General features: G+C 68.8%; 20 protein-coding genes and 1 pseudogene. 7 read left to right on the top strand and 14 right to left on the bottom strand.

The features are described from left to right. Positions 1-83: 83 nt before the first annotated feature. The gene (locus tag KL771_RS25450) at positions 84-743 is read right to left on the bottom strand and encodes a response regulator transcription factor (protein ID WP_054358775.1); all 660 of its coding nucleotides are present in this window, start codon (positions 741-743) and stop codon (positions 84-86) included. Further along, positions 744-1,136, bottom strand: coding sequence for a PepSY domain-containing protein (locus KL771_RS25445; protein ID WP_261971315.1), 393 nt, complete (start codon positions 1,134-1,136; stop codon positions 744-746). A gap of 168 nt (positions 1,137-1,304) precedes the next feature. On the opposite strand from KL771_RS25445, the gene KL771_RS25440 reads away from it, so the two are divergent. The 5 genes and pseudogenes from KL771_RS25440 to KL771_RS25420 all read left to right on the top strand — a co-directional run bounded on the left by KL771_RS25440 (position 1,305) and on the right by KL771_RS25420 (position 6,694). Beyond that, complete coding sequence (locus KL771_RS25440; protein ID WP_261971314.1) at positions 1,305-1,973, top strand: phosphoribosylanthranilate isomerase; 669 nt, start codon at positions 1,305-1,307, stop codon at positions 1,971-1,973. A gap of 16 nt (positions 1,974-1,989) precedes the next feature. Then, a complete protein-coding gene (trpB, locus tag KL771_RS25435) occupies positions 1,990-3,231 on the top strand; it encodes a tryptophan synthase subunit beta (RefSeq protein ID WP_261971313.1) in 1,242 nt (413 codons plus the stop codon). A 101-nt stretch (positions 3,232-3,332) separates the two neighbouring features. Beyond that, positions 3,333-4,172: a tryptophan synthase subunit alpha gene (gene trpA, locus KL771_RS25430; RefSeq protein ID WP_261971312.1), complete on the top strand. Its 840-nt coding sequence runs from the start codon at positions 3,333-3,335 to the stop codon at positions 4,170-4,172. A gap of 230 nt (positions 4,173-4,402) precedes the next feature. After that, positions 4,403-5,400, top strand: a pseudogene (gene accD / locus KL771_RS25425) (acetyl-CoA carboxylase, carboxyltransferase subunit beta); the annotation flags it as partial. Then, complete coding sequence (locus KL771_RS25420; protein WP_261971310.1) at positions 5,369-6,694, top strand: bifunctional folylpolyglutamate synthase/dihydrofolate synthase; 1,326 nt, start codon at positions 5,369-5,371, stop codon at positions 6,692-6,694. The pseudogene accD and the gene KL771_RS25420, both read left to right, overlap by 32 nt. A 111-nt stretch (positions 6,695-6,805) precedes the next feature. Here KL771_RS25420 and cydX read toward each other — a convergent pair whose 3' ends face one another. The 12 genes from cydX to mutM form a co-directional block, all read right to left on the bottom strand. Beyond that, positions 6,806-6,913 (bottom strand): cytochrome bd-I oxidase subunit CydX, encoded by a 108-nt coding sequence (gene cydX, locus KL771_RS25415; protein ID WP_261971309.1) that lies wholly within the window; start codon positions 6,911-6,913, stop codon positions 6,806-6,808. A 17-nt stretch (positions 6,914-6,930) separates the two neighbouring features. Further along, positions 6,931-8,082 (bottom strand): cytochrome d ubiquinol oxidase subunit II, encoded by a 1,152-nt coding sequence (gene cydB / locus KL771_RS25410; RefSeq protein WP_261971308.1) that lies wholly within the window; start codon positions 8,080-8,082, stop codon positions 6,931-6,933. A gap of 13 nt (positions 8,083-8,095) precedes the next feature. Beyond that, entirely contained in the window at positions 8,096-9,658 is a 1,563-nt protein-coding gene (locus KL771_RS25405) for a cytochrome ubiquinol oxidase subunit I (RefSeq protein WP_261971377.1), read from the bottom strand. Between the two features lie 42 nt (positions 9,659-9,700). Beyond that, positions 9,701-9,916, bottom strand: coding sequence for a hypothetical protein (locus tag KL771_RS25400; RefSeq protein ID WP_261971307.1), 216 nt, complete (start codon positions 9,914-9,916; stop codon positions 9,701-9,703). A gap of 104 nt (positions 9,917-10,020) precedes the next feature. Then, positions 10,021-10,467, bottom strand: coding sequence for a DUF2946 family protein (locus KL771_RS25395; protein WP_261971306.1), 447 nt, complete (start codon positions 10,465-10,467; stop codon positions 10,021-10,023). A 340-nt stretch (positions 10,468-10,807) separates the two neighbouring features. Continuing rightward, positions 10,808-11,428, bottom strand: coding sequence for a 2,3-bisphosphoglycerate-dependent phosphoglycerate mutase (locus KL771_RS25390; protein ID WP_261971305.1), 621 nt, complete (start codon positions 11,426-11,428; stop codon positions 10,808-10,810). 13 nt (positions 11,429-11,441) lie between these two features. Beyond that, the gene (gene dapB / locus KL771_RS25385; RefSeq protein ID WP_261971304.1) at positions 11,442-12,257 is read right to left on the bottom strand and encodes a 4-hydroxy-tetrahydrodipicolinate reductase; all 816 of its coding nucleotides are present in this window, start codon (positions 12,255-12,257) and stop codon (positions 11,442-11,444) included. Between the two features lie 185 nt (positions 12,258-12,442). After that, positions 12,443-13,888, bottom strand: coding sequence for a chromosomal replication initiator protein DnaA (gene dnaA, locus KL771_RS25380; protein WP_261971303.1), 1,446 nt, complete (start codon positions 13,886-13,888; stop codon positions 12,443-12,445). A 150-nt stretch (positions 13,889-14,038) separates the two neighbouring features. Next, a complete protein-coding gene (locus KL771_RS25375; protein ID WP_261971302.1) occupies positions 14,039-14,485 on the bottom strand; it encodes a rhodanese-like domain-containing protein in 447 nt (148 codons plus the stop codon). Between the two features lie 664 nt (positions 14,486-15,149). Beyond that, positions 15,150-15,416 (bottom strand): 30S ribosomal protein S20, encoded by a 267-nt coding sequence (rpsT, locus tag KL771_RS25370; protein ID WP_261971301.1) that lies wholly within the window; start codon positions 15,414-15,416, stop codon positions 15,150-15,152. A 196-nt stretch (positions 15,417-15,612) separates the two neighbouring features. Beyond that, positions 15,613-16,386 carry an enoyl-CoA hydratase gene (locus tag KL771_RS25365; RefSeq protein WP_261971300.1) on the bottom strand — a complete coding sequence of 258 codons (774 nt, stop codon included), beginning with the start codon at positions 16,384-16,386 and terminating at the stop codon, positions 15,613-15,615. A 230-nt stretch (positions 16,387-16,616) separates the two neighbouring features. After that, positions 16,617-17,531, bottom strand: a complete 915-nt coding sequence (gene mutM, locus KL771_RS25360; protein ID WP_261971299.1) for a bifunctional DNA-formamidopyrimidine glycosylase/DNA-(apurinic or apyrimidinic site) lyase — start codon at positions 17,529-17,531, stop codon at positions 16,617-16,619. A gap of 85 nt (positions 17,532-17,616) precedes the next feature. Here mutM and ubiE point away from each other — a divergent pair, with 85 nt between their 5' ends. Further along, positions 17,617-18,462: a bifunctional demethylmenaquinone methyltransferase/2-methoxy-6-polyprenyl-1,4-benzoquinol methylase UbiE gene (gene ubiE, locus KL771_RS25355; protein WP_261971298.1), complete on the top strand. Its 846-nt coding sequence runs from the start codon at positions 17,617-17,619 to the stop codon at positions 18,460-18,462. Next, positions 18,462-20,042, top strand: a complete 1,581-nt coding sequence (gene ubiB, locus KL771_RS25350; protein WP_261971297.1) for a 2-polyprenylphenol 6-hydroxylase — start codon at positions 18,462-18,464, stop codon at positions 20,040-20,042. The genes ubiE and ubiB overlap by 1 nt, the downstream gene beginning before the upstream one ends. Positions 20,043-20,078: the final 36 nt, after the last annotated feature.

Here is a 20,078-nt window from a genome sequence, read left to right as displayed (position 1 = left end):
GCGTGCAAGGGCCGCGGCCGGGATATCCGCCCCGACTGCCGACTGCCGACTGCCGACTGCCGACTGCCGCGGGACCGCGAGGATCAGTCGGTCGAGACCAGATAGCCGTGGCCGCGCCGGGTCTCGATCACCTCGGAGCCGACCTTGCGCCGGACGCGTCCGACCAGAACCTCGAGCGCGTTCGAATCCGGCTCGACATCCTCGTGATAGATGTGTTCGACCAGTTCGGCCCGGCTGACCACGCGGCCGCGATGGTGCAGCAGATAGGACAGCAGGCGGAATTCAAGCGGCGACAGCGGGATCGGCTGGCCGTCGACGGTCGCCCGCGCGCGCCGTGTGTCGAGCGTGATGCCATGGGCGGACAGGACCGGGTTAGCCCGGCCGGCCGAGCGGCGGATCAGGGCGCGCACCCGCGCGACGACCTCCTCCATCCGGAACGGCTTGACCAGATAGTCGTCGGCGCCGGCGTCGATGCCCTCGACCCGGTCGGTCCAACTGCCGCGCGCGGTCAGGATCAGGATCGGAATGTCGCGGCCGGCGTCGCGCCAGCGCTTCAGCACCTGCAATCCGTCCATCTTGGGCAGGCCGAGATCGAGCACGACCGCGTCGAACTCCTCGGTGTCGCCCCGGAACCAGGCATTCTCGCCGTCTGCAGCCTCCTCGACCACATAGCCGGCATTCTTGAGCTGGACGGCCAGATCGCGGCGGATCCGGTCTTCGTCTTCCACGACGAGCACGCGCATCTATTTGAGCTCTTCTTTGAGGACTTTTGCTGTTGCGGCGTCGATCGTCACGACCCGGTAGCGACCGCCCGCGGTCAGCAGCGTCATGGCGTAGATCCAACGGCCATCTGTGCGATCGAGGGAGACCTCGACGAAGTTGTCGTGCCCGCGCAATGTGACGAGACCAAGGATTTCATCCAACGATTTCACCTCGCCGCGTGCCAGGGCCTGCCGCGCTTTTTCGTGATCGGCGGCAACCGATTCGGGGCGCTGTACGCCGCCCGGTCGGTCCCCTGCCGGTGCGGCGCCCGGCCGCGAAGACGCGCGGCCCGGTTCGGCGGGGGCGGCGAACGGAGGCGGTGTGGCGATGGCGGCCAGCAGTGCGACCGCAACGGAATGGCGCAGACGAGGCATCGAAAGATCCTTCTTGCCCAGTCTAACTGACACCGCCTGTCCGAAGACTGACCGGACGACCGCTTTCGGCAAAGGCGTTGCCAGGTCCGCGTCCGACGCAAAGGTGGACGCCGCCGCCGTTCCGTGTCAGTGATCACCGCCCCAATGGAGCCCCCGGCCGCGAAGACCATGCCAGCCCTCGTCAAGATCTGCGGGCTCAGCACCGCCGAAACCGTCGCTGCCGCGCTCGACGCGGGCGCCGACATGCTCGGCTTCGTCTTCTTTCCGCGCAGCCCGCGCCACGTCGCCATCGAGACCGCTGCCGCCCTGGCGGCCCCGGCGCGGGGCCGCGCGCAGGTCGTCGCGCTGACGGTCGACGCCACCGATGAGGCGCTCGATACGATCGTCGCCGGCCTCAGGCCGGATATCCTGCAATTGCACGGCGCCGAGACGCCTGCGCGTGCGGGCGCGATCCGGGCGCGAATGGGGATTGCGGTGATGAAGGCGATCCGGGTCGGCGAGGCGGCCGATTTGGCGCCGGTGCCCGCGTTTGCCGCCCATGTCGACCGCTTCCTGTTCGACGCCAAGCCGCCGCCCGGTCTGGTCGGGGCATTGCCGGGCGGCAACGGCCTATCCTTCGATTGGCGCCTGGTGCGAGGCCTCGATCCGGGCCGGCCCTGGATGCTGTCGGGAGGTCTGGACCCGGCGAATGTTGCCGAGGCGCTGGACCTGACCGGCGCGCCGGCCGTCGATGTTTCCTCCGGCGTCGAGAGCGCCCCCGGCGTCAAGGACCCGGATCTCATCCGCGCCTTCGTGAGCGCCGTACGATGGCGGGCGCCGGCTGCCGCGACCGCCTGACCGACCTTCCCACAGAATGACCTGCCCGAGGACCGCTCCCGTGACCATCACGCCCAATACACTCCGTTCCGGCCCGGACGACCGCGGCTTCTTCGGCCTCTATGGCGGCCGCTTCGTCGCCGAGACGCTGATGCCGCTGATCCTGGAACTGGAGAAGGCCTATGACGAAGCTCGGAACGATCCGGCCTTCCACGCCGAGCTGGAGCATCTGGGCAAGCACTATACCGGTCGGCCGAGCCCGCTCTACTTCGCCGAGCGCCTGACCGAGCATCTCGGCGGCGCGAAAATCTACTTCAAGCGCGACGAGCTGAACCATACCGGCAGCCACAAGATCAACAACTGCCTCGGCCAGATCCTGCTCGCCCGGCGCATGGGCAAGACCCGGATCATCGCCGAGACCGGCGCCGGCCAGCATGGCGTCGCCTCGGCGACCGTCTCGGCCCGCTTTGGCTATCCCTGCACGGTCTATATGGGCGCGACCGACGTCGAGCGGCAGAAGCCGAACGTCTTCCGCATGAAGCTGCTCGGCGCCACCGTCAATCCGGTCACCTCCGGCGCCGGCACCCTGAAGGACGCCATGAACGAGGCCCTGCGCGACTGGGTCACCAATGTCGAGGACACCTACTACATCATCGGCACCGCGGCCGGCCCGCATCCCTATCCGGCCATGGTGCGCGACTTCCAGTCGGTGATTGGCACCGAGGCCAAGGCGCAGATGCTGGAGGCCGAGGGACGCCTGCCCGACGCGCTGGTGGCGGCGATCGGCGGCGGCTCCAACGCGATCGGCCTGTTCCATCCGTTCCTGGACGACCGCGACGTGCAGATCTTCGGCGTCGAGGCCGGCGGCCACGGGCTCGACGTGCCGAACGGCCATGCCGCTTCCATGGCGGGCGGCCGGCCGGGCGTGCTGCACGGCAACCGCACCTATCTGCTGCAGGACGGCGACGGCCAGATCCTCGAAGGCCATTCGATCTCCGCCGGCCTGGACTATCCGGGCGTCGGGCCGGAACATTCCTGGCTCAAGGACACCGGCCGCGTCTCCTACGTGCCGGCGACCGACCGCGAGGCGCTTGACGCCTTCCAGGTCTGCACCCGCCTGGAGGGCATCATCCCGGCCCTGGAGCCGAGCCATGCGCTCGCCCATGTCATCAAGCTCGCCCCGACCATGGCCAAGGACCAGATCATCCTGATGAACATGTGCGGCCGCGGCGACAAGGACGTGTTCACCGTGGCCAAGCATCTCGGCCAGGACATGTGACGGCACCCGTCCGGGGGCCCGCCTCGTCGCGGGCCCGCCGACCCCTTGCATTCGACCCCTTCCTCGTCGATGACATCGGCGAGAAATCCGTGGGATCCGTCATGACCGAGAGCCGCATCACCCGACGCTTTGCCGAGACCGCCGCCGCCGGGCGGCCGGCCCTGGTCACCTTCGTGACCGCCGGCGATCCCGACTACGACACCTCGCTCGCCATCCTGAAGGCGCTGCCGGGCGCCGGGGCCGACGTGATCGAGATGGGCATGCCCTTCTCCGATCCGATGGCCGACGGCCCCGCCATCCAGGCCTCCGGCTTGCGCGCCTTGAAGGCCGGGCAGACCATGGTGCGGACGCTGGCCATGGTGCGCGCCTTCCGCGAGACCGACCAGACGACCCCGATCGTGCTGATGGGCTACTACAATCCGATCTACTCCTGGGGCCCCGAGGCCTTCCTGGACGCCGCCAAGGCGGCCGGGGTCGACGGCCTGATCATCGTCGACCTGCCGCCGGAGGCCGACGATGAACTCTGCCTGCCGGCCATGGCGCGCGGCATCAACTTCATCCGTCTGGCCACGCCGACCACCGACGACCGGCGCCTGCCGGCCGTGCTCACCAACACCTCCGGCTTCGTCTACTACGTCTCGATCAACGGCATCACCGGCACGGCCTCGCCGGACGCGGTCCGGGTCGGCGGCGCGGTCGAGCGCATCAAGCGGCACACCGGCCTGCCGGTCGCGGTCGGCTTCGGCGTCAAGACCGCCGAGCAGGCGCAGCGGATCGGCCAGGACGCCGACGGCGTGGTGGTCGGCTCGGCCATCGTGTCCGCCATCAAGGGCAGCCTCGATGCCGAGGACCGCGCCACCGGGGCGACCGTGCCGGCCGTCGAGGCGCTGGTCGGCGAACTGGCCGCCGGCGTACGGGCGGCGAAGCGCTCCGCTGCCTGATCCGAACCGCCGGCGCCGCCCGTCCCGCGACATGGCGCCCACGGGCGAGCCGATGTCGGCGGCAGCGTTGCGTCCGGCCTCGCTTCGGCCTATTCGAGAGGCCCCGCATGCGGCGGGCCGGCCCTCGGATGGCCGGAATTCAGTCCTATTCGACGACCGGCGACGCCACAGCGTCCGGCCGTCGAGCCGTCGCCTGACCGGCCTCGTCGAGGCCTCGGAGACCGACCCCCGTGAACTGGCTGACCAACGTCGTCCGACCCAAGATCAAGAGCCTGCTCGCCAAGCGCGAGACGCCGGACAATCTCTGGATCAAGTGCCCGGAGACCGGCGAGATGGTTTTCCATCGCGACCTGGAGGCGAACCAGTTCGTCATTCCCTCCTCCGGCTATCACATGCGCATGCCGGCCCGGCGCCGGCTGGAGGTCCTGTTCGACGGTGCCCGTTACGAGTCGATCGCCGTGCCGCCGTCGCCGGTCGACCCGCTGAAGTTCCGTGACGAGCGCCGCTATACCGACCGCCTCAAGGACGCCAAGGCGAAGACCGGCAACGAGGATGCGGTCCTGCTCGGCATCGGCCAGCTCGACGACATGACCGTGGTCGCCGCCGTGCAGGATTTCGACTTCATGGGCGGTTCGCTCGGCATGGCCGCCGGCGAGGCGATCGTTACCGGCATGCTGGCGGCGGTCGAGCGGCGGGCGCCGTTCATCCTATTCGCGGCCTCGGGCGGCGCGCGCATGCAGGAGGGCATCCTGTCGCTGATGCAGATGCCGCGTACGACCGCGGCGATCCAGGCGCTGCGCGAGGCGAAGCTGCCCTATCTGGTCGTGCTGACCAATCCGACCACCGGCGGCGTGACCGCCTCCTATGCCATGCTGGGCGACGTGCATCTGGCCGAACCGGGCGCGCTGATCGGCTTCGCCGGGCCGCGCGTCATCGAGCAGACCATCCGCGAGAAGCTCCCCGACGGCTTCCAGCGCTCGGAATATCTGCTCGATCACGGCATGGTCGACATGGTCGTCCAACGCCAGGACCTGCGTGCGACCCTGTCGCGCCTCTGCCACGTCCTGACCAAGACGCCCAAGGTCGAGGTCGTCGAACTCGAACCCGTCGAGGTCGAGCAGCCCGCGGCCTGACCGCCGTCTGCCGTGCCCGGCCCGCGGATGCCCGTCCGCGCCCCTTCCGGAGCTGTCCTGGCGATGCCCCCTTCGGCCCTCGATGCCCTCCTGGATCGCCTGACCATGGCGATCCCGGCAGGGTGGGATCTCGGCCTGGAACGGATCGAGCGCCTGCTCGCCGAACTCGGCAATCCGCACCACCGCCTGCCGCCGGTGATCCATGTCGCCGGGACCAACGGCAAGGGCTCGGTGACGGCCTTCTGCCGCGCGATCCTGGAGGCGGCCGGCAAGACCTGCCACGTCTACACCTCGCCGCATCTGGTCCGATTCAACGAGCGCATCCGCATCGCCCATCCGGGCGGCGGGCGGCTCGCCGATGACGACGTGCTGGCCGCCGCGATCCTGGAGGCCGAACAGGTCAATGCGGGCCGGCCGATCACCTTCTTCGAACTGGCGACGGTCGCCGCCTTCCGGCTCTTCGCGGAGCATCCGGCCGACTACACCCTGCTCGAGGTCGGCCTCGGCGGGCGTCTCGACGCCACCAACGTCATCCCGGCGCCGCTGGTCAGCGTGATCACCTCGATCTCGGTCGACCACGAGAAGTTCCTCGGCGACACGATCGAGAAGATCGCCGCCGAGAAGGCCGGCATCATCAAGCGCGGCGCGGTGGCCGTCTCGTCGCCGCAGACGCCCGAGGTGGTCACGATCCTGGAGCGGCGCGCCGCGCGCGAGGGCGTGCGCGTGCAGTTCGGCGGCCAGGACTGGATTGCAGGTCCGGAAAACGGCCGGCTGGTTTACCAGGACGCCGACGGCCTGCTCGACCTGACGGCGCCGCGCCTCCTCGGCGCGCACCAGTTCGTCAATGCCGGCACGGCGGTCGCGGCCCTGCGCGCGGCCGGGATCGCGCCCGACAACCAGACGATCGGGCGCGGCCTGGATACGGTCGAATGGCCGGCGCGGATGCAGCGGCTCGGGCCCGGGCCGGTGACGGCGCTGGCGCCGGCCGGCGCGGAGGTCTGGCTCGATGGCGGCCACAATCCGGGCGCCGGCGAGGTGGTCGCGCAGGTGATGGGCGATCTGGAAGAGCGCGTGCCGCGCCCGCTGTTCCTGGTCGCCGGCATGCTCAAGACCAAGGATCCGGTCGGCTTCTTCCGGCCCTTCGCGGGGCTGGCCCGCCATGTCTTCACCGTGCCGATCCACGGCGGGCACGAGACCCGGACGCCCGAGGATCTGGCCGCGGCAGCGACCGCCGGCGGGCTCTCGGCCGAGCCGGTCGACAGCCTGGAGGCGGCGCTCGCCCGCCTCGCCTCCGGCTGGCAGTCGGACGAGGCGCCGCGCATCCTGATCTGCGGCTCGCTCTATCTCGCCGGCGAAGTCCTCAAGGCCAACGGCGCCCTGCCTGTCTGACCCCGGCGACCGGCCGGCATCGTCGGCGAAGGGCGGGCGGACAGCGGCCGCCGCCCGCGTCCGTTCGGGCTGCGCAGGCCGGCGCGGGAGCCGGCCTGCCGCCGATCGCCGTCAGTCCGTGTGACCGGGATCGGGCAGGTGCAACTCGTGCCACATGGCATTGAGGATGGCGGCTCCGCAGGCGAAGCCGAGGCCGAGCACCCAGGTGAAATACCACATCTTGACGGTCTCCCGGTTCAGTAGAGGTGCGTGGAATTGGCCTCGATCGCTTCGGCCGTCATCTTGCCGCGCAGGACGCGGAAGACGAAGGCCGTGTAGGCGAGGACAATCGGCAGGAAGAGCAGGGTCGCGCACAGCATGACGAACAGCGTCAACTGGCTCGAGGACGAGTCCCAGATCGTCAGGCTGGCCTTGGGCTCGATCGAGGACGGCATCAGGAAGGGGAACATGCTGACGCCGACGGTCGCGATCGTGCCGAAGATGGCGGCGGCCGAGGTCACGAAGGCGAGGCCAGGCCGTTTGACGACGACCAGGACGGCGGTCAGAATCGATCCGGCGAGACCGGCGATCGGTGCGATCTTCAGAAGCGGCCAGGCTTCGTAGTTCTTCAGCCACTGGCCCGGCACGATCGCCACCTCCTTGACGAGGGGGTTGGACGGTCCGTCATGAGCGACCGCACCGACGAGCGCATAGCCCGGCAGGCCCTTGGCGATCCAGAGGCCCGCCAGGGTAAACAGCAGCACATGGAGAAGAGGGAACAAGGCGCCGGCCAACCGGGCTCGGTCCGCGACAGGCCCGACGGTCTTCAGGGCGACGAAGACGGCGCCGTGCCCGGTCAGCATGGCGAGCGAGACCAGTCCGCACAGCAGTCCGAAGGGGTTCAGCAGTTCGAACAGGCCGGATCCCTCGTAGAGCACGCGCATGTCGGTGTCGATGCGGAACGGGACGCCCTGGAGGAGGTTGCCGATCGCGACGCCGAAGACCAGCGAGGGCACCAATCCTCCGGCGAAAAGCGCCCAATCCCAGGATGTGCGCCAGCGTGGATCGGCGATCTTGTTGCGATATTCGAACCCGACCGGACGCAGGATCAGGGTCGCCAGGACCAGGAACATGGCGATGTAGAAGCCCGAAAAGGCCGTCGCATAGACGGCCGGCCAGGCGGCGAAAATGGCGCCGCCGCCGAGGATCAGCCAGACCTGATTGCCTTCCCATACCGGGCCGATGGCGTTCAGCACCTGCCGGCGTTCGTTGTCGGTCCGCGCGACGGTGCGCAGGAGCGTCGCCGCTCCGAGATCGAAGCCGTCCATGATCGCGAAGCCGATCAGGAGGATGCCGAGGAACAGCCACCAGATCAGACGGAGGATTTCATAGTCGACGGGAATGTTCATGGGGCGACCCTCCTCATTCGGCGGGCTGAAGGGCGGCGCCGGCCGGGCGCGGACGGATGTCGAGCGCGGCGACGGGACCCATGACGATATATTTGCGCATGAGCTTCACCTCGATCACCAGAAGCGTCGTGTAGAAGAGGACGAAGCCGGCCAGCGTGAAGGAGACCTGCGGCAGCGACAGCGCCGAGGCGGCGAGCCGGGTCGGCAGGACACCGTCGATGGCCCAGGGCTGACGCCCGTATTCGGCGACGAACCAGCCGAGTTCCGCCGCGATCCAGGGCAGGGGCAGGCTCCACAGGCAGAGCCTCAGGAAGGCGGGATGCTCGAAGCGGCGCCGGGTCGAAAGCCAGAAGGCGATGGCGAAGAGGACAATGAAGAAGAAGCCGAGCCCGACCATGATCCGGAAGGCCCAGAATAGCGGCACGACGTTCGGCACGGTGTCGAGGGCGGCCCGGGCGATCGTGGCATCGTCGGCCCGGCGGGGTTCGTCGATATGCCGCTTCAGGAGCAGTGCATAGCCGAGATTGTCGGCATGGGCGACCAGGGTCGCCCGGGCGGTCTTGTCGGTCCGGTCGGTCTTCAGGCGCTCCAAGGCGTCGTAGGCGACCAATCCGTCGCGGATCCGGGCTTCGGTCTTCTTGACCAGATCCTTGATGCCGGGAATTTCCTGGCTCGTGGAGCGCGTGGCGATCAACCCGAGCGCCCAAGGGATCTTGACCTCGGCCGTGTTGGCCTGCCGCTGCTGGTCGGGCAGCGCCAACAGGGTGAAGCCCGCCGGGGCCTTCTCGGTCTCCCACATGGCCTCGATGGCCGCCATCTTCATGTGCTGATGCTCGTTGACCGTGTAGCCGCTCTCGTCGCCGAGCACGACCACCGACAGGGCCGAGGCGAGCCCGAAGGCCGAGGCCACGATCATCGATCGCATGGCGAAGGCGCGATGCCGCCCGCGCAGGAGATAGTTGGCCGACACCGCCAGGACGAAGACCGCGCCGGTGACGTAGCCGGCCGAGACCGTATGGACGAATTTCGATTGGGCCACCGGATTGAGCAGCAGCGCGCCGAAATCGGTCAGCTCCATGCGCATTGTGTCGGGGTTGAAGGCCGAGCCGATCGGGTTCTGCATCCAGGCATTGGCCACCAGGATCCAGAGCGCCGAAATGTTGGAGCCGATGGCGACGAGCCATGTCACCGTCAGGTGACCGACTTTTGAAAGCCGGTCCCAGCCGAAGAAGAACAGGCCGACGAACGTGCTCTCCAGGAAGAAGGCCATCAAGCCTTCGATGGCCAGCGGCGCGCCGAAGATGTCGCCGACATAGTGCGAATAGTAGGCCCAGTTGGTTCCGAACTGGAACTCCATCGTGATGCCGGTCGCGACGCCCAGGGCGAAGTTGATGCCGAAGAGCTTGCCCCAGAATTGCGTCATTTCGCGCCATATGACGCGACCGGTCATGACATAGACGCTCTCCATGATGGCCAGCAGAAGGGAGAGGCCGAGCGTCAGGGGGACGAACAGGAAGTGGTAGAGGGCGGTTGCGGCGAATTGCAATCGCGCCAGCCCCACCGGATCGATATCCAGCATGGCTTGTCCTTATGGCAAGGGGCTCGGAGGCCCCGACTGTCAGGGGAGGGACCGGTTCGGCGCCGGGGCGATCAGGCGGGACATGGCCGCCTCGTCGACCGGCACGACGGCATCGGTCCCGATGAGATAGGCCCGCATCGCGATGACGACGCAGAGCTTGAGGGCGAGGGCGGCGACGATCGCGCGGGCCAGCGGGGTCTGCGGGCGGATCGCGGCGCGCAGAAACGCGGCCAGTGCGGCGGCAAAGCCGGTCATGGGAAAACCTCGCGGCGAGGAGACGGGGCCGGCCGGCTCGTGATCCGTCGCGCGCGCAAGGCGGGGCGGTCGGGGCGGCACAGGCCGGCGACGGAAGATTGCCGTCAGAGGGCCGGAGGGCCCGTCGGCGGCGTGCCGCGGCTGCGAGCGATGGTCGGCCGGACGCGCGCCGGAGCGGGTACAAACCCTGCGGCAGTCGTCGTTCGGGCGTTTTCGGCGAGCGGAAGTTCCGCTGGGAGGTCGATCGATCCGCCCATCAGGGGCGGGCAATAGGGGCAGACCGCGCCGCCGGGCTCCTCGCCGATCGGGCGGCCGTCGCGGTCGAGGATGACCAGGCCGGCGCCGGTGCAGATGACGATGCGGCCGCCGCCGAGCGGATCGAGCGCGCGGGCGGTGGCGGCCTGCGCCCCCGCCGCCGGGACACCGGCGGCGACGGCCATGGCGACGACGAGATTGGCCAGGACGACCAGCATGCCGAGGGCGGATGCGACCTCGCGGCGAACGGCACCGAGCGCTGCCGTCGTGGCTAGGTCGTACCTGCGCCGAGGCATCCGGCTCACCTTCAGAACTCCCGTTCGGCCCAAGGCCGTCTGCCGGATCCCGCGGCGCCCCATGGACAACCGTCCGGTGCACGGCGGCTGCATGCTGTGTCAGGCCGTGAATGCCGTTGGCCGCCCTTCACGGCGACCATAACTCATCTTAGCGATTTGAGGGGCGGATGCCTTGACCGAGGTCAGAGTCTCGACCCGGTAGGCCTTTATCCGGACGGGTGGCGTGCTGTCCCGAATCCGGGCATCGTGCCGCTCGCCCGCATGGGCAGGGCGGTTCCGAGCCGGCACGGCGGTCCGGGCCGGCCCGAGACCCGGGCCGGCAACGGGATGTCGCGATCGGTCAGGCCGCGAGGTCCTGGCGCGACAGGATCGAGCCGTCCTCGGCGAAGCGGTAGACGATCGGCACACCGGTGGCGAGTTCGCGCTTGATGATCTCTTCGCCGGTCAGGCCTTCGAGCTTCATGATCAGCGCGCGCAGCGAATTGCCGTGGGCGGCGACCAGCACGCGCCGGCCGGCCATCACGTCGGGCATGATATGGGCCTCGAAATAGGGCAGCACGCGTGCGGCCGTGTCCTTCAGGCTTTCGCCGCCCGGCGGCGGTATGTCGTAGGAACGGCGCCAGATATGGACCTGCTCCTCACCCCAGCGCTGGCGGGCGTCGTCCTTGTTGAGGCCCGACAGTTCGCCGTAGTCGCGTTCGTTGAGCGCCTGGTCGCGGGTGATCGGCAGGCCGGTCTGGCCAAGTTCGGCGAGGATCAGGTCGAGCGTGGTCTGCGCCCGCTTCAGGGCGGAGGTGTAGCAGAGGTCGAAGCCGAGCCCGAGCGCCTTCAGCTTCTGGCCGGCCGCGCGGGCTTCCGCGACGCCCTTCTCGGTCAGGCCCGGATCCTTCCAGCCGGTGAACAGGTTGAGCTTGTTCCACTCGCTTTCGCCGTGGCGGCACAGCACCAGGAGACGGTCCATCGAGAGACTCCGGTCAGTCGTCGGAAAGGCCGAGCACGTCGGCCATGGAATAGAGGCCCGGCTTGCGACCGCGGCCCCAGAGCGCGGCCTTGACGGCGCCGCGGGCGAAGATCGAGCGGTCCTCGGCCTTGTGGACCAGTTCCACGCGCTCGAACTCGCCGGCCAGCACCACGGCGTGCTCGCCGATGACCGTCCCGCCGCGCAGCGTCGCGAAGCCGATGTCGCCGCGCCGGCGGGCGCCGGTATGACCGTCGCGGCTCCTGACCGCATGATCCCCGAGATCGATGCCGCGCCCGCGCGCGGCGGCCTCGCCGAGCATCAGCGCTGTGCCGGAGGGCGCGTCGACCTTCATGCGGTGGTGCATCTCGACCACCTCGATATCGAAATCCGCATCGAGCGCGCGGGCGGCCTGTCGCACCAGGAGCGCGAGCAGATTGACGCCGAGGCTCATATTGCCGGACTTGACCACGACCGCGTGGCGGGCAGCGGCGCGGATGCGGTCGTTGTCGGCGTCGGACAGGCCGGTCGTGCCGATGACATGGACGATGCGCGCCTGCGCGGCCAGTTCGGCGAATTCGAGCGTCGCGGCCGGTCTGGTGAAGTCGAGGACGCCCTCGGCCGCGGCGAACAGCGGCAGCGGATCGTCCGTGACCGTCACGCCGAGCGGTTCGAGCCCGGCGAGGAGCCCGGCGTCGCGCCCGATCTCCGGCGAGCCGGCCCGCTCCACGGCCCCGGCCACCGTCACGCCTTCCATGCCGGCGATCGTCCGGATCAGGGTCTTGCCCATCCGGCCGGCCGCTCCCACCACGATCAGCCGCATGTCGGCCATGGCGCTCCTCCTGTCCAGGCTGGAGCTATAGAGAGCCCGCCTCTGCGGCGCAACCGCGCGGGCGCGGGGCGCGGTCGCGCCTTTCGCAGGGGTGGCCGGTGCCGACCGGCGCCTGCCAGGCGCCGAAACGCCGAAAGCCGCCCTCGGTCGGGGGCGGCTTCCGAATGTGGCGCAGGTCGGCAGGCTCAGAGATCGATCTGGCGCTTCAGCCCGTCGACCTCGTCCTGGAAGGCGCGGTCGGTCTTGATCATGTCCTCGATCTTGCGCACCGCATGCAGCACCGTGGTGTGGTCGCGGTTGCCGAAGCGGCGGCCGATCTCCGGCAGGGAGCGCGGCGTCAGCGTCTTGGACAGATACATGGCGATCTGGCGCGGCCGCACCACGGTGCGCGTGCGCCGGCTCGACAGGAGATCGGCCTTGGAGACGTTGTACTGCTTGCAGACGATGCGCTGGATGTCCTCGATCTTGACGCGCTTGGCCTCGCGCACGCGCAGGAGGTCGCGCAGGGCCGTCTCGGCCATCTCGACGCTGATCGGCTCGCCGGTCAGCTGGTTGTGGGCGACTAGGCGATTGACCGCGCCGTCGAGGTCGCGACCGCTCGAGGTGACGTTCTCGGCGACATAGTCGATCACCGCGTCCGAGACGGCGAGCGCCGCATAGCTGCGCCGCGCCGCCGCGATCCGGCCGGACACGATGCGCCGGCGCAGGTCGAGATCGGGCGCATGCAGTTCGATCAAGAGGCCGCCGCCGAGCCGCGAGCGAACCCGTTCGTCGAGCGTTTCAAGCTCGACCGGTGGCCGGTCACCGGCCACGACGACCTGGCGGGCGCCATCGATCAGCGAATTCAAGGTGTGGCAGAACTCCTGCTGCACCTGCTTGCCTTGCAGGAACTGCATGTCGTCGATCAGCAGGAGGTCGATGCCGCGCAGGCCGTCCTTGAAGGCGATCGCCGTCTGCGACTTCAGCGCCGCCACGAAGCGGTACATGAAGTGCTCGGCGGTCAGGTAGAGCACGCGCCGGCCCTGCTCCTTCGCCGCCCGGGCGATGGCCTGCAGGAGGTGGGTCTTGCCGAGCCCGACGGCGGCATGAAGATAGAGAGGGTTGAAGCCGACGGCTTCCCCGGGACGGGAATCCGCCACGCGCCGGGCCGCGGCCAGCGCCAGGCTGTTCGAACGGCCTTCCACGAAGGTGTCGAAGCTGTAGCGCGGGTCGAGCGGCGAGCCATAGAGGGCGTCGTCGGTCCTGACCTCGGCGAAGACGGCCTCGCGCTGCACCTTGAGCGGCTGCGGCGCCTGGGCGACCGGGCGCGGATCGAGCGTCGGTCCGTCATAGGGTTCGGCGCCGACCGCCGCGCCGGGCGTCCGCGGACGGATCGCCGAGCGGACGGTGAATTCGATCTGCCGCGCCCCCTCGAACTCCTCCTTGAAGAGGGCCAGGAGACGGTCGCGGTAGCGGTTCTGCAGCCAGTTCTTGAGAAAGCGCGTCGGCACCGACAGATGCGCCGCGCCGTCCGCGATCGATTCCAGATCCACCCTTGCGAACCAACTGTTGAAGACATCCTCGCCAAGCTCCGCCCGCAGGCGTTTCTTGATGCGATCCCATTCCGCATGGCCCGACAGCCCCACGCTCATCGTTCCAGCCTCCTTCGTAGTCCATGGGTCGGCCCGGACCCGCCAGTCCAGGTTCGACTATGATTTGTTGAATTGGCGCACGCTTATGCAACTAAAACGCGAAGCCAAGGGGACCCTGCGGCCTCGCGGGGTCCCCGACGATCAGAGTGTTCAGGTTTGCTTCCAGGGGAGCCCTGCAGCCTTCCACCCGTCCCGCTGGCCACGATGGCCATTCGGATCGAGAGGGCCTTCGAAGCCTCCGGCAACGTTCAGGCAGCGCTGCCATCCTGCACCGGTCGCCGCTATGGCGGCGGATCGACTGCGGACGCCGGACCGGCACAGGAAAAGAACGGGATCCTCGCGCGACGCGCCGATGCGATCGAGGGCCGCCGACAGGCGGTCCATGAAGGCATCGTCCACAGCCATCTCGGGATAGACCTGCCACTCGATGAGGAGAGGCGCCTTGCCCAGCTCGCCCAGATCGGGCAGTCCGACGAAAGACCATTCAGGACGGGTGCGCACGTCGACCAGCTGCGCCGGCCCGTTGTCGGACAACAATCTCCAGGCCTCCGCAGGGGGGATATCCCCCGCGTAGGCTTCCCCAGTCGTCAATGACATTCTCGGCCCCCGCATGCGGACTGCGCCGCATATTCCAAAATCTTTGGCGAAGCAAGGCAATGGCAGCCTTAATCTTCGTTGCAGATTAGTTATTCTTGAATTGAACGGAACGCGACACCAGATCCTGGAACTTTCAACTGAGCATTTTACTCACCACTTTTGAGCATAACGCGCCCAATGCTCATCATGAGCTCCGTGTTCCAGGATTTTGTCTGAGGGTCATGAAGGGCAGGCCCTTCATGACCCCAACTTTACACAGCGGGGTCGGAGGGTGCAACAGAGACGAGTCCCCGGTTGGGTCCGGTGTTGCCGAGAGTCCGCACTCGGAAAATCGTCGAGATCGGGTTCATATCGAGAAGCGAAGTGGAGTCAATGTGGTCTCCGCCGGGACCGCTTCCGGGGTCGGATTGGAAACCAGCCGGCCAAGAATTTTGCCATCGAGGCCTTGACTCTTCGGCCGTGGCGGGCCTTTCGAGGCGCTGTCGGAACATTCGCACAACATATTGGAATATCATCAATTTCTCTGGTCGGCCTGGGCTCGTCCGAGTCTCTGCGGAAACCGGCCGGATCGTGACGGGCTGGCATTTCAGGTTAGCCAGACAAACGAAAAGCCCGGACCACCGGTCCGGGCTTTGCGTAGCATTCGACAATCGCAGCGTGCCTATCAGGCGCCGAGAGCCTTGAGCCGGCTGGCGAGGCGCGAGATCTTGCGGGACGCGGTGTTGGCGTGCAGCACGCCCTTCGACGCGGCGCGCTGCAATTCGGGCTGAGCGGCCCGGAGCGCGGCAGCGGCGGCCGCCTTGTCACCGGAGGCGAGTGCCTCTTCGACCTTGCGCACGAAGGTCCGAACGCGGCTGCGCCGGTTCTTGTTGACCGCGGTGCGCCGCGTGATCTTGCGGGCCGCCTTCTTGGCGGACGGCGTATTGGCCATGGACGAGCCTTTCCTGGAACGATCCTGAGAGGCGCTCCGTCCGCGGCTTCGGCGGGTCTCCCGCCGGGCCTCGCGTACCGGGTGCCGATCAAACGAAAGCGGCGGCGGACGCGCCGCCACCGGTCGGAGCGAGCTTATAGCCAGGGTCCCGGCCCGCGTCAACGCCGAACCGGCCGTCCCGGGCGGGCGCCCGGCTTCAACGGTGGGAGAATTCGGCCTTCCGCTTCTCCGCGAAGGCGTTCATGCCTTCCTTCTGATCGGCCGTGGCGAACATCGAGTGGAAGATGCGCCGTTCGAAGCGCAATCCCTCGGCGAGCGTGGTCTCGAAGGCGCGGTTGACGGCCTCCTTGGTCATCATCGTCGCCGGCAGCGAGAAGCCGGCGATGTCGGCGGCGGCCTTCATGGCGGTCGGCAGGAGATCGGCCAGCGGCACGATGCGGGCGACCAAGCCGGAGCGCTCGGCCTCCTCGGCACCCATCATCCGGCCGGTCAGGCAGAGATCCATCGCCTTGGCCTTGCCGATCGCCTTGGTCAGACGCTGGGTGCCGCCGGCGCCCGGCATGACGCCCAGCTTGATCTCGGGCTGACCGAACTGGGCATTGTCGGCGGCGATGATGAAGTCGCACATCATCGCCATCTCGCAGCCGCCGCCGAGCGCGAAGCCGGCCACCGCCGCGATGATCGGCTTGCGGAAGCGGGCGATGCGGTCCCAGGAGGTGATGAAGTCGTCCAGATAGGCGTCCGGATACTGCAGGTTCGCCATCTGCTTGATGTCGGCGCCGGCCGCGAAGGACTTCTCCGAGCCGGTGATCACCACGGCGCCGATCGCGCGATCGGCCTCGAAGGCGTCGAGCGCGGCATTGATCTCGTTGATCAGATCGGAGTTGAGCGCATTCAGCGCCTTCGGACGATTCAGGGTGATGCGGCCGACGCGGCCCTCGGTTTCGACGATGATCAGTTCGTAGGCCATGGGGCGTTCCCTTCGATCGTGCCGGAGCCCGCGCAGCGGCGGCTCCGGTCTTGGTCCGAGAAGCGCTACCCGAGGCCCGGTCCGGTTTCAACCGGACCGAACGGGGGAGGACCCATCCGGTTTCAACCGGACCGAACGGGGGAGGACCCATCCGGTTTCAACCGGACCGAACGGGTGAGGCTTGCCCCGGTTTCAGCCGGACCGAAGGGCGGAAGCCCCGAGCCGGTCGCTCAGCGCTGGCAGACCGGGCAGAAGAAGGTCGAGCGGTTCGATTGCACGACCCGTTCGATCACGCCCGCGCACTCCATCCGCGGGCAGGGTTCCCCTTCCCGGTCGTAGACGGCGAAGCGGTGCTGGAAGTAGCCGAGTTCCCCCTCGGCATTGACATAGTCGCGCAGCGACGAGCCGCCGGCCTCGATCGCCTCGCCGAGCACGTCGCGGATGGCGTCCGCCAGCCGTTCGGCCTCCGCGCGCGGCCGTCCGGTCTTGGTCACGATCGTTCCCGCCGCCCGCATCGGCGACAGGCGGGCGCGCCAAAGGGCCTCGCAGACATAGATGTTGCCGAGCCCGGCGATCAGGCGCTGGTCCATCAGGGCGGCCTTGAGCGAGGTCCGGCGGTCCCGGAACAAGGCCGCGATGGCGGCGCCGGTCAGGGCATTGCCGAGCGGCTCCAGACCGATGCCGCGCATCATCGGGTGGTCGGCGAGGCCGGCCCGCTCGGCCATCACCATGAAGCCGAAGCGGCGCGGATCGTTGTAGGTGACGGTCGCCCCGTTGGAGAGCGTGAACACGACATGGTCATGGGCGGCATTCTTGGAGCGTTCGTAGTGGAAGTCGCCGGGCGTCTGCCCGTCCGGGGCGGCCGCGGCCGTCTCCGCACCGGTCGCGTCCGGCAGGGCGATCCGGAACGAGCCGGACATGCCCAGATGCATGATCAGCACGGCGCCGTCGTCGAGGTCGGCGAGGAGATATTTGGCGCGTCGGGCGAGCGAGACGATGCGGCGGCCGGTGACCCGTTCGGCAAAGCGCTCCGGCAGGGGGAAGCGCAGGTCCGGCCGACGGCAGTCCAGGCCCGTAACCTCGGCGCCCTCCATGACCGGGGCGAGGCCGCGGCGGACGGTTTCGACTTCAGGCAATTCGGGCATGACCGGCGGGCTCTCGGATACGGGGCCGGGACGATAGCGCTCCGGGTCGGGTTCCGCTATGGTCCCGCGCCAAAAGGAGAACCCCATGACGCAGCATCCGTCGAGCGGGGCGGCCGAGAGCCGTCCGGACGCGGTTTCCGCGGCAGGCCGGATTCCGCCGGAGGCGGCCGAGGCCACGGCCGAGACGGCGAGCTTCGGCTTTCGCGACGTGCCGATCGGCGAGAAGCAGGGCCTTGTGGATGAAGTGTTCCACCGGGTCGCGGCGCGCTACGACGTGATGAACGACGCCATGTCGGGCGGCCTGCACCGGCTCTGGAAGGACGCCATGGTGTCGCGGCTCGCACCGCCGCGCACCACCCGCAAGCCGCTCCGGGTGCTCGACGTGGCCGGCGGCACCGGCGACATCGCCTTTCGCATCGTCGAGCGCGCCGACGGCAACGCCAAGGTCACGGTCTGCGACATCAACGCCTCGATGCTGGGCGTGGGCCGTGAACGGGCCGAGAAGCGCGGGCTGGCCGGCAAGGTCGATTTTATCGAGGGCAATGCCGAGGAACTGCCGTTCGAGCGCTCGACCTTCGACGCCTATACGATCGCCTTCGGCATCCGCAACGTGCCGCGCATCGACAAGGCGCTGGCCGAAGCCTACCGGGTGCTCAAGCCCGGCGGGCGCTTCCTGTGCCTGGAATTCTCGGCCGTCGACGTGCCGGTGCTCGACCGCATCTACGAGACCTATTCGTTCAAGGTGATCCCGGTCCTCGGCAAGCTGATTGCCGGCGACGACGAACCGTACCGGTATCTGGTCGAATCGATCGCCAAGTTCCCGCCCCAGGAGCGGTTCGCCGGCATGATCCGCGCGGCCGGCTTCGAGCGGGTCGACTACACCAATCTGACCGGCGGCATCGCGGCGATCCATTCGGGCTGGAAGATCTGATGTCCGGTGCGGTCGTCGGTCCGCTGCTGCGGCTCGCCCGGGCAGGCTTCGTCCTGGCGCGGGAGGGTGTGCTCAGGGCCATGGCACCGCCCGACCCGCCGACCATTGGGCGGATCGTGCTGGCCGTCGCGGCCCTGATCGAGCGCCGCGGCCTCAAGGGCGTCGACCGCGGCACCCGTGTCTCGGAGGCGCTGAACCGGCTCGGCCCGTCCTATGTGAAGCTCGGCCAGTTCCTGGCGACGCGCCCGGACGTGGTCGGCCGGGACATGGCCAAGGACCTGGAGGCGCTGCAGGACCGGGTCGCCTCGTTTCCGCTCGCCGAGTCGATCGCCACCATCGAGCGCGCCTTGCAGCGGCCGTGGCGGGCGGCCTTCGTCTCGATCGGCCCGCCGGTCGCCGCCGCCTCGATCGCGCAGGTCCACAAGGCCCGCGTCCGCACGCCCGACGGGGAGACCCGGGAGGTCGCCGTCAAGGTGCTGCGCCCGGGCGTCGAGGCCCGGTTCCGGCGTGATCTCGACAGCTTCTATCTCGCCGCCCGGCTGATCGAATGGCTGGTGCCCGCGGTTCGGCGGCTCAGGCCCGTCGCGGTCGTCGACACGCTCGCCCGCTCGGTGCGCCTGGAGATGGATCTCCGCCTGGAGGCGGCCGCCCTCTCCGAGATGGCCGAGAACAGCCGCAACGATCCCGGCTTCCGTGTGCCCGGCGTCGACTGGGAGCGTACCGCCAAGCCGGTGCTGACGCTCGAATGGGTCGACGGCGTCAAGGTATCCAACCTCGCCGGCATCGAGGCGGCCGGCCATGACCGGATCGCGCTGTCGAAGACCGTGATGCAGTCCTTCCTGCGTCACGCCATGCGCGACGGCTTCTTCCATGCCGACATGCATCAGGGCAACCTGTTCGTGGACCCGGACGGCCTGCTGGTGGCGGTCGATTTCGGCATCACCGGCCGGCTCAACCCGGCCGAGCGGCGCTTCCTCGCCGAGATCCTGTTCGGCTTCATCCGGCGCGACTATCTGCGCACGGCCGAGGTGCATTTCGAGGCCGGCTACGTGCCGCCGGAGCAGGAGGTCGAGGTCTTCGCCCAGGCGCTGCGCGCCATCGGCGAGCCGCTGCGCGACCGGCCGGCGCGCGAGATCTCGATGGCGCATCTGCTCAACCAGCTGTTCGAATATACCGAAGTCTTCGACATGAAGACGCAGCCGCGGCTGATCCTCCTGCAGAAGACCATGGTGGTGGTCGAGGGCGTCGCGCGCACGCTCGATCCCGATCTCGACATCTGGACCGCGTCCGAACCGGTCGTGCGCGAATGGATCGAGCGCAATCTCGGCCCGGGTGCCAAGCTCGGCGAACTGGCCGGCAGCGCCGGCGCGGTCGGCGGCCTGGTGATGCGCCTGCCGGCGCTGGCCGAGCGGGTCGAGACCGTCTCGGCGGGTCTCGCCGACATGACCCGCCACGGCTTCCGCCTGGACGAGGAGACCGCGCGCGCCATCGGCCGCGAGGAGGGGCGAGGCCGCCGCCTGCCGACCTGGATCGGCGCCCTGGCGCTCGCCGCGATCGCGCTGAAACTTCTGTTCGGATAGATCCGGACGGCCGCCCGCTCTGGTTTTTTCGCCGGG

The organism is Prosthecodimorpha staleyi (assembly GCF_018729455.1).
GTDB classification, from domain to species: domain Bacteria; phylum Pseudomonadota; class Alphaproteobacteria; order Rhizobiales; family Ancalomicrobiaceae; genus Prosthecodimorpha; species Prosthecodimorpha staleyi.
The sequence above is the reverse complement of the archived record's forward strand: the minus strand, read 5'-3'. Positions and strand labels throughout refer to the sequence as shown.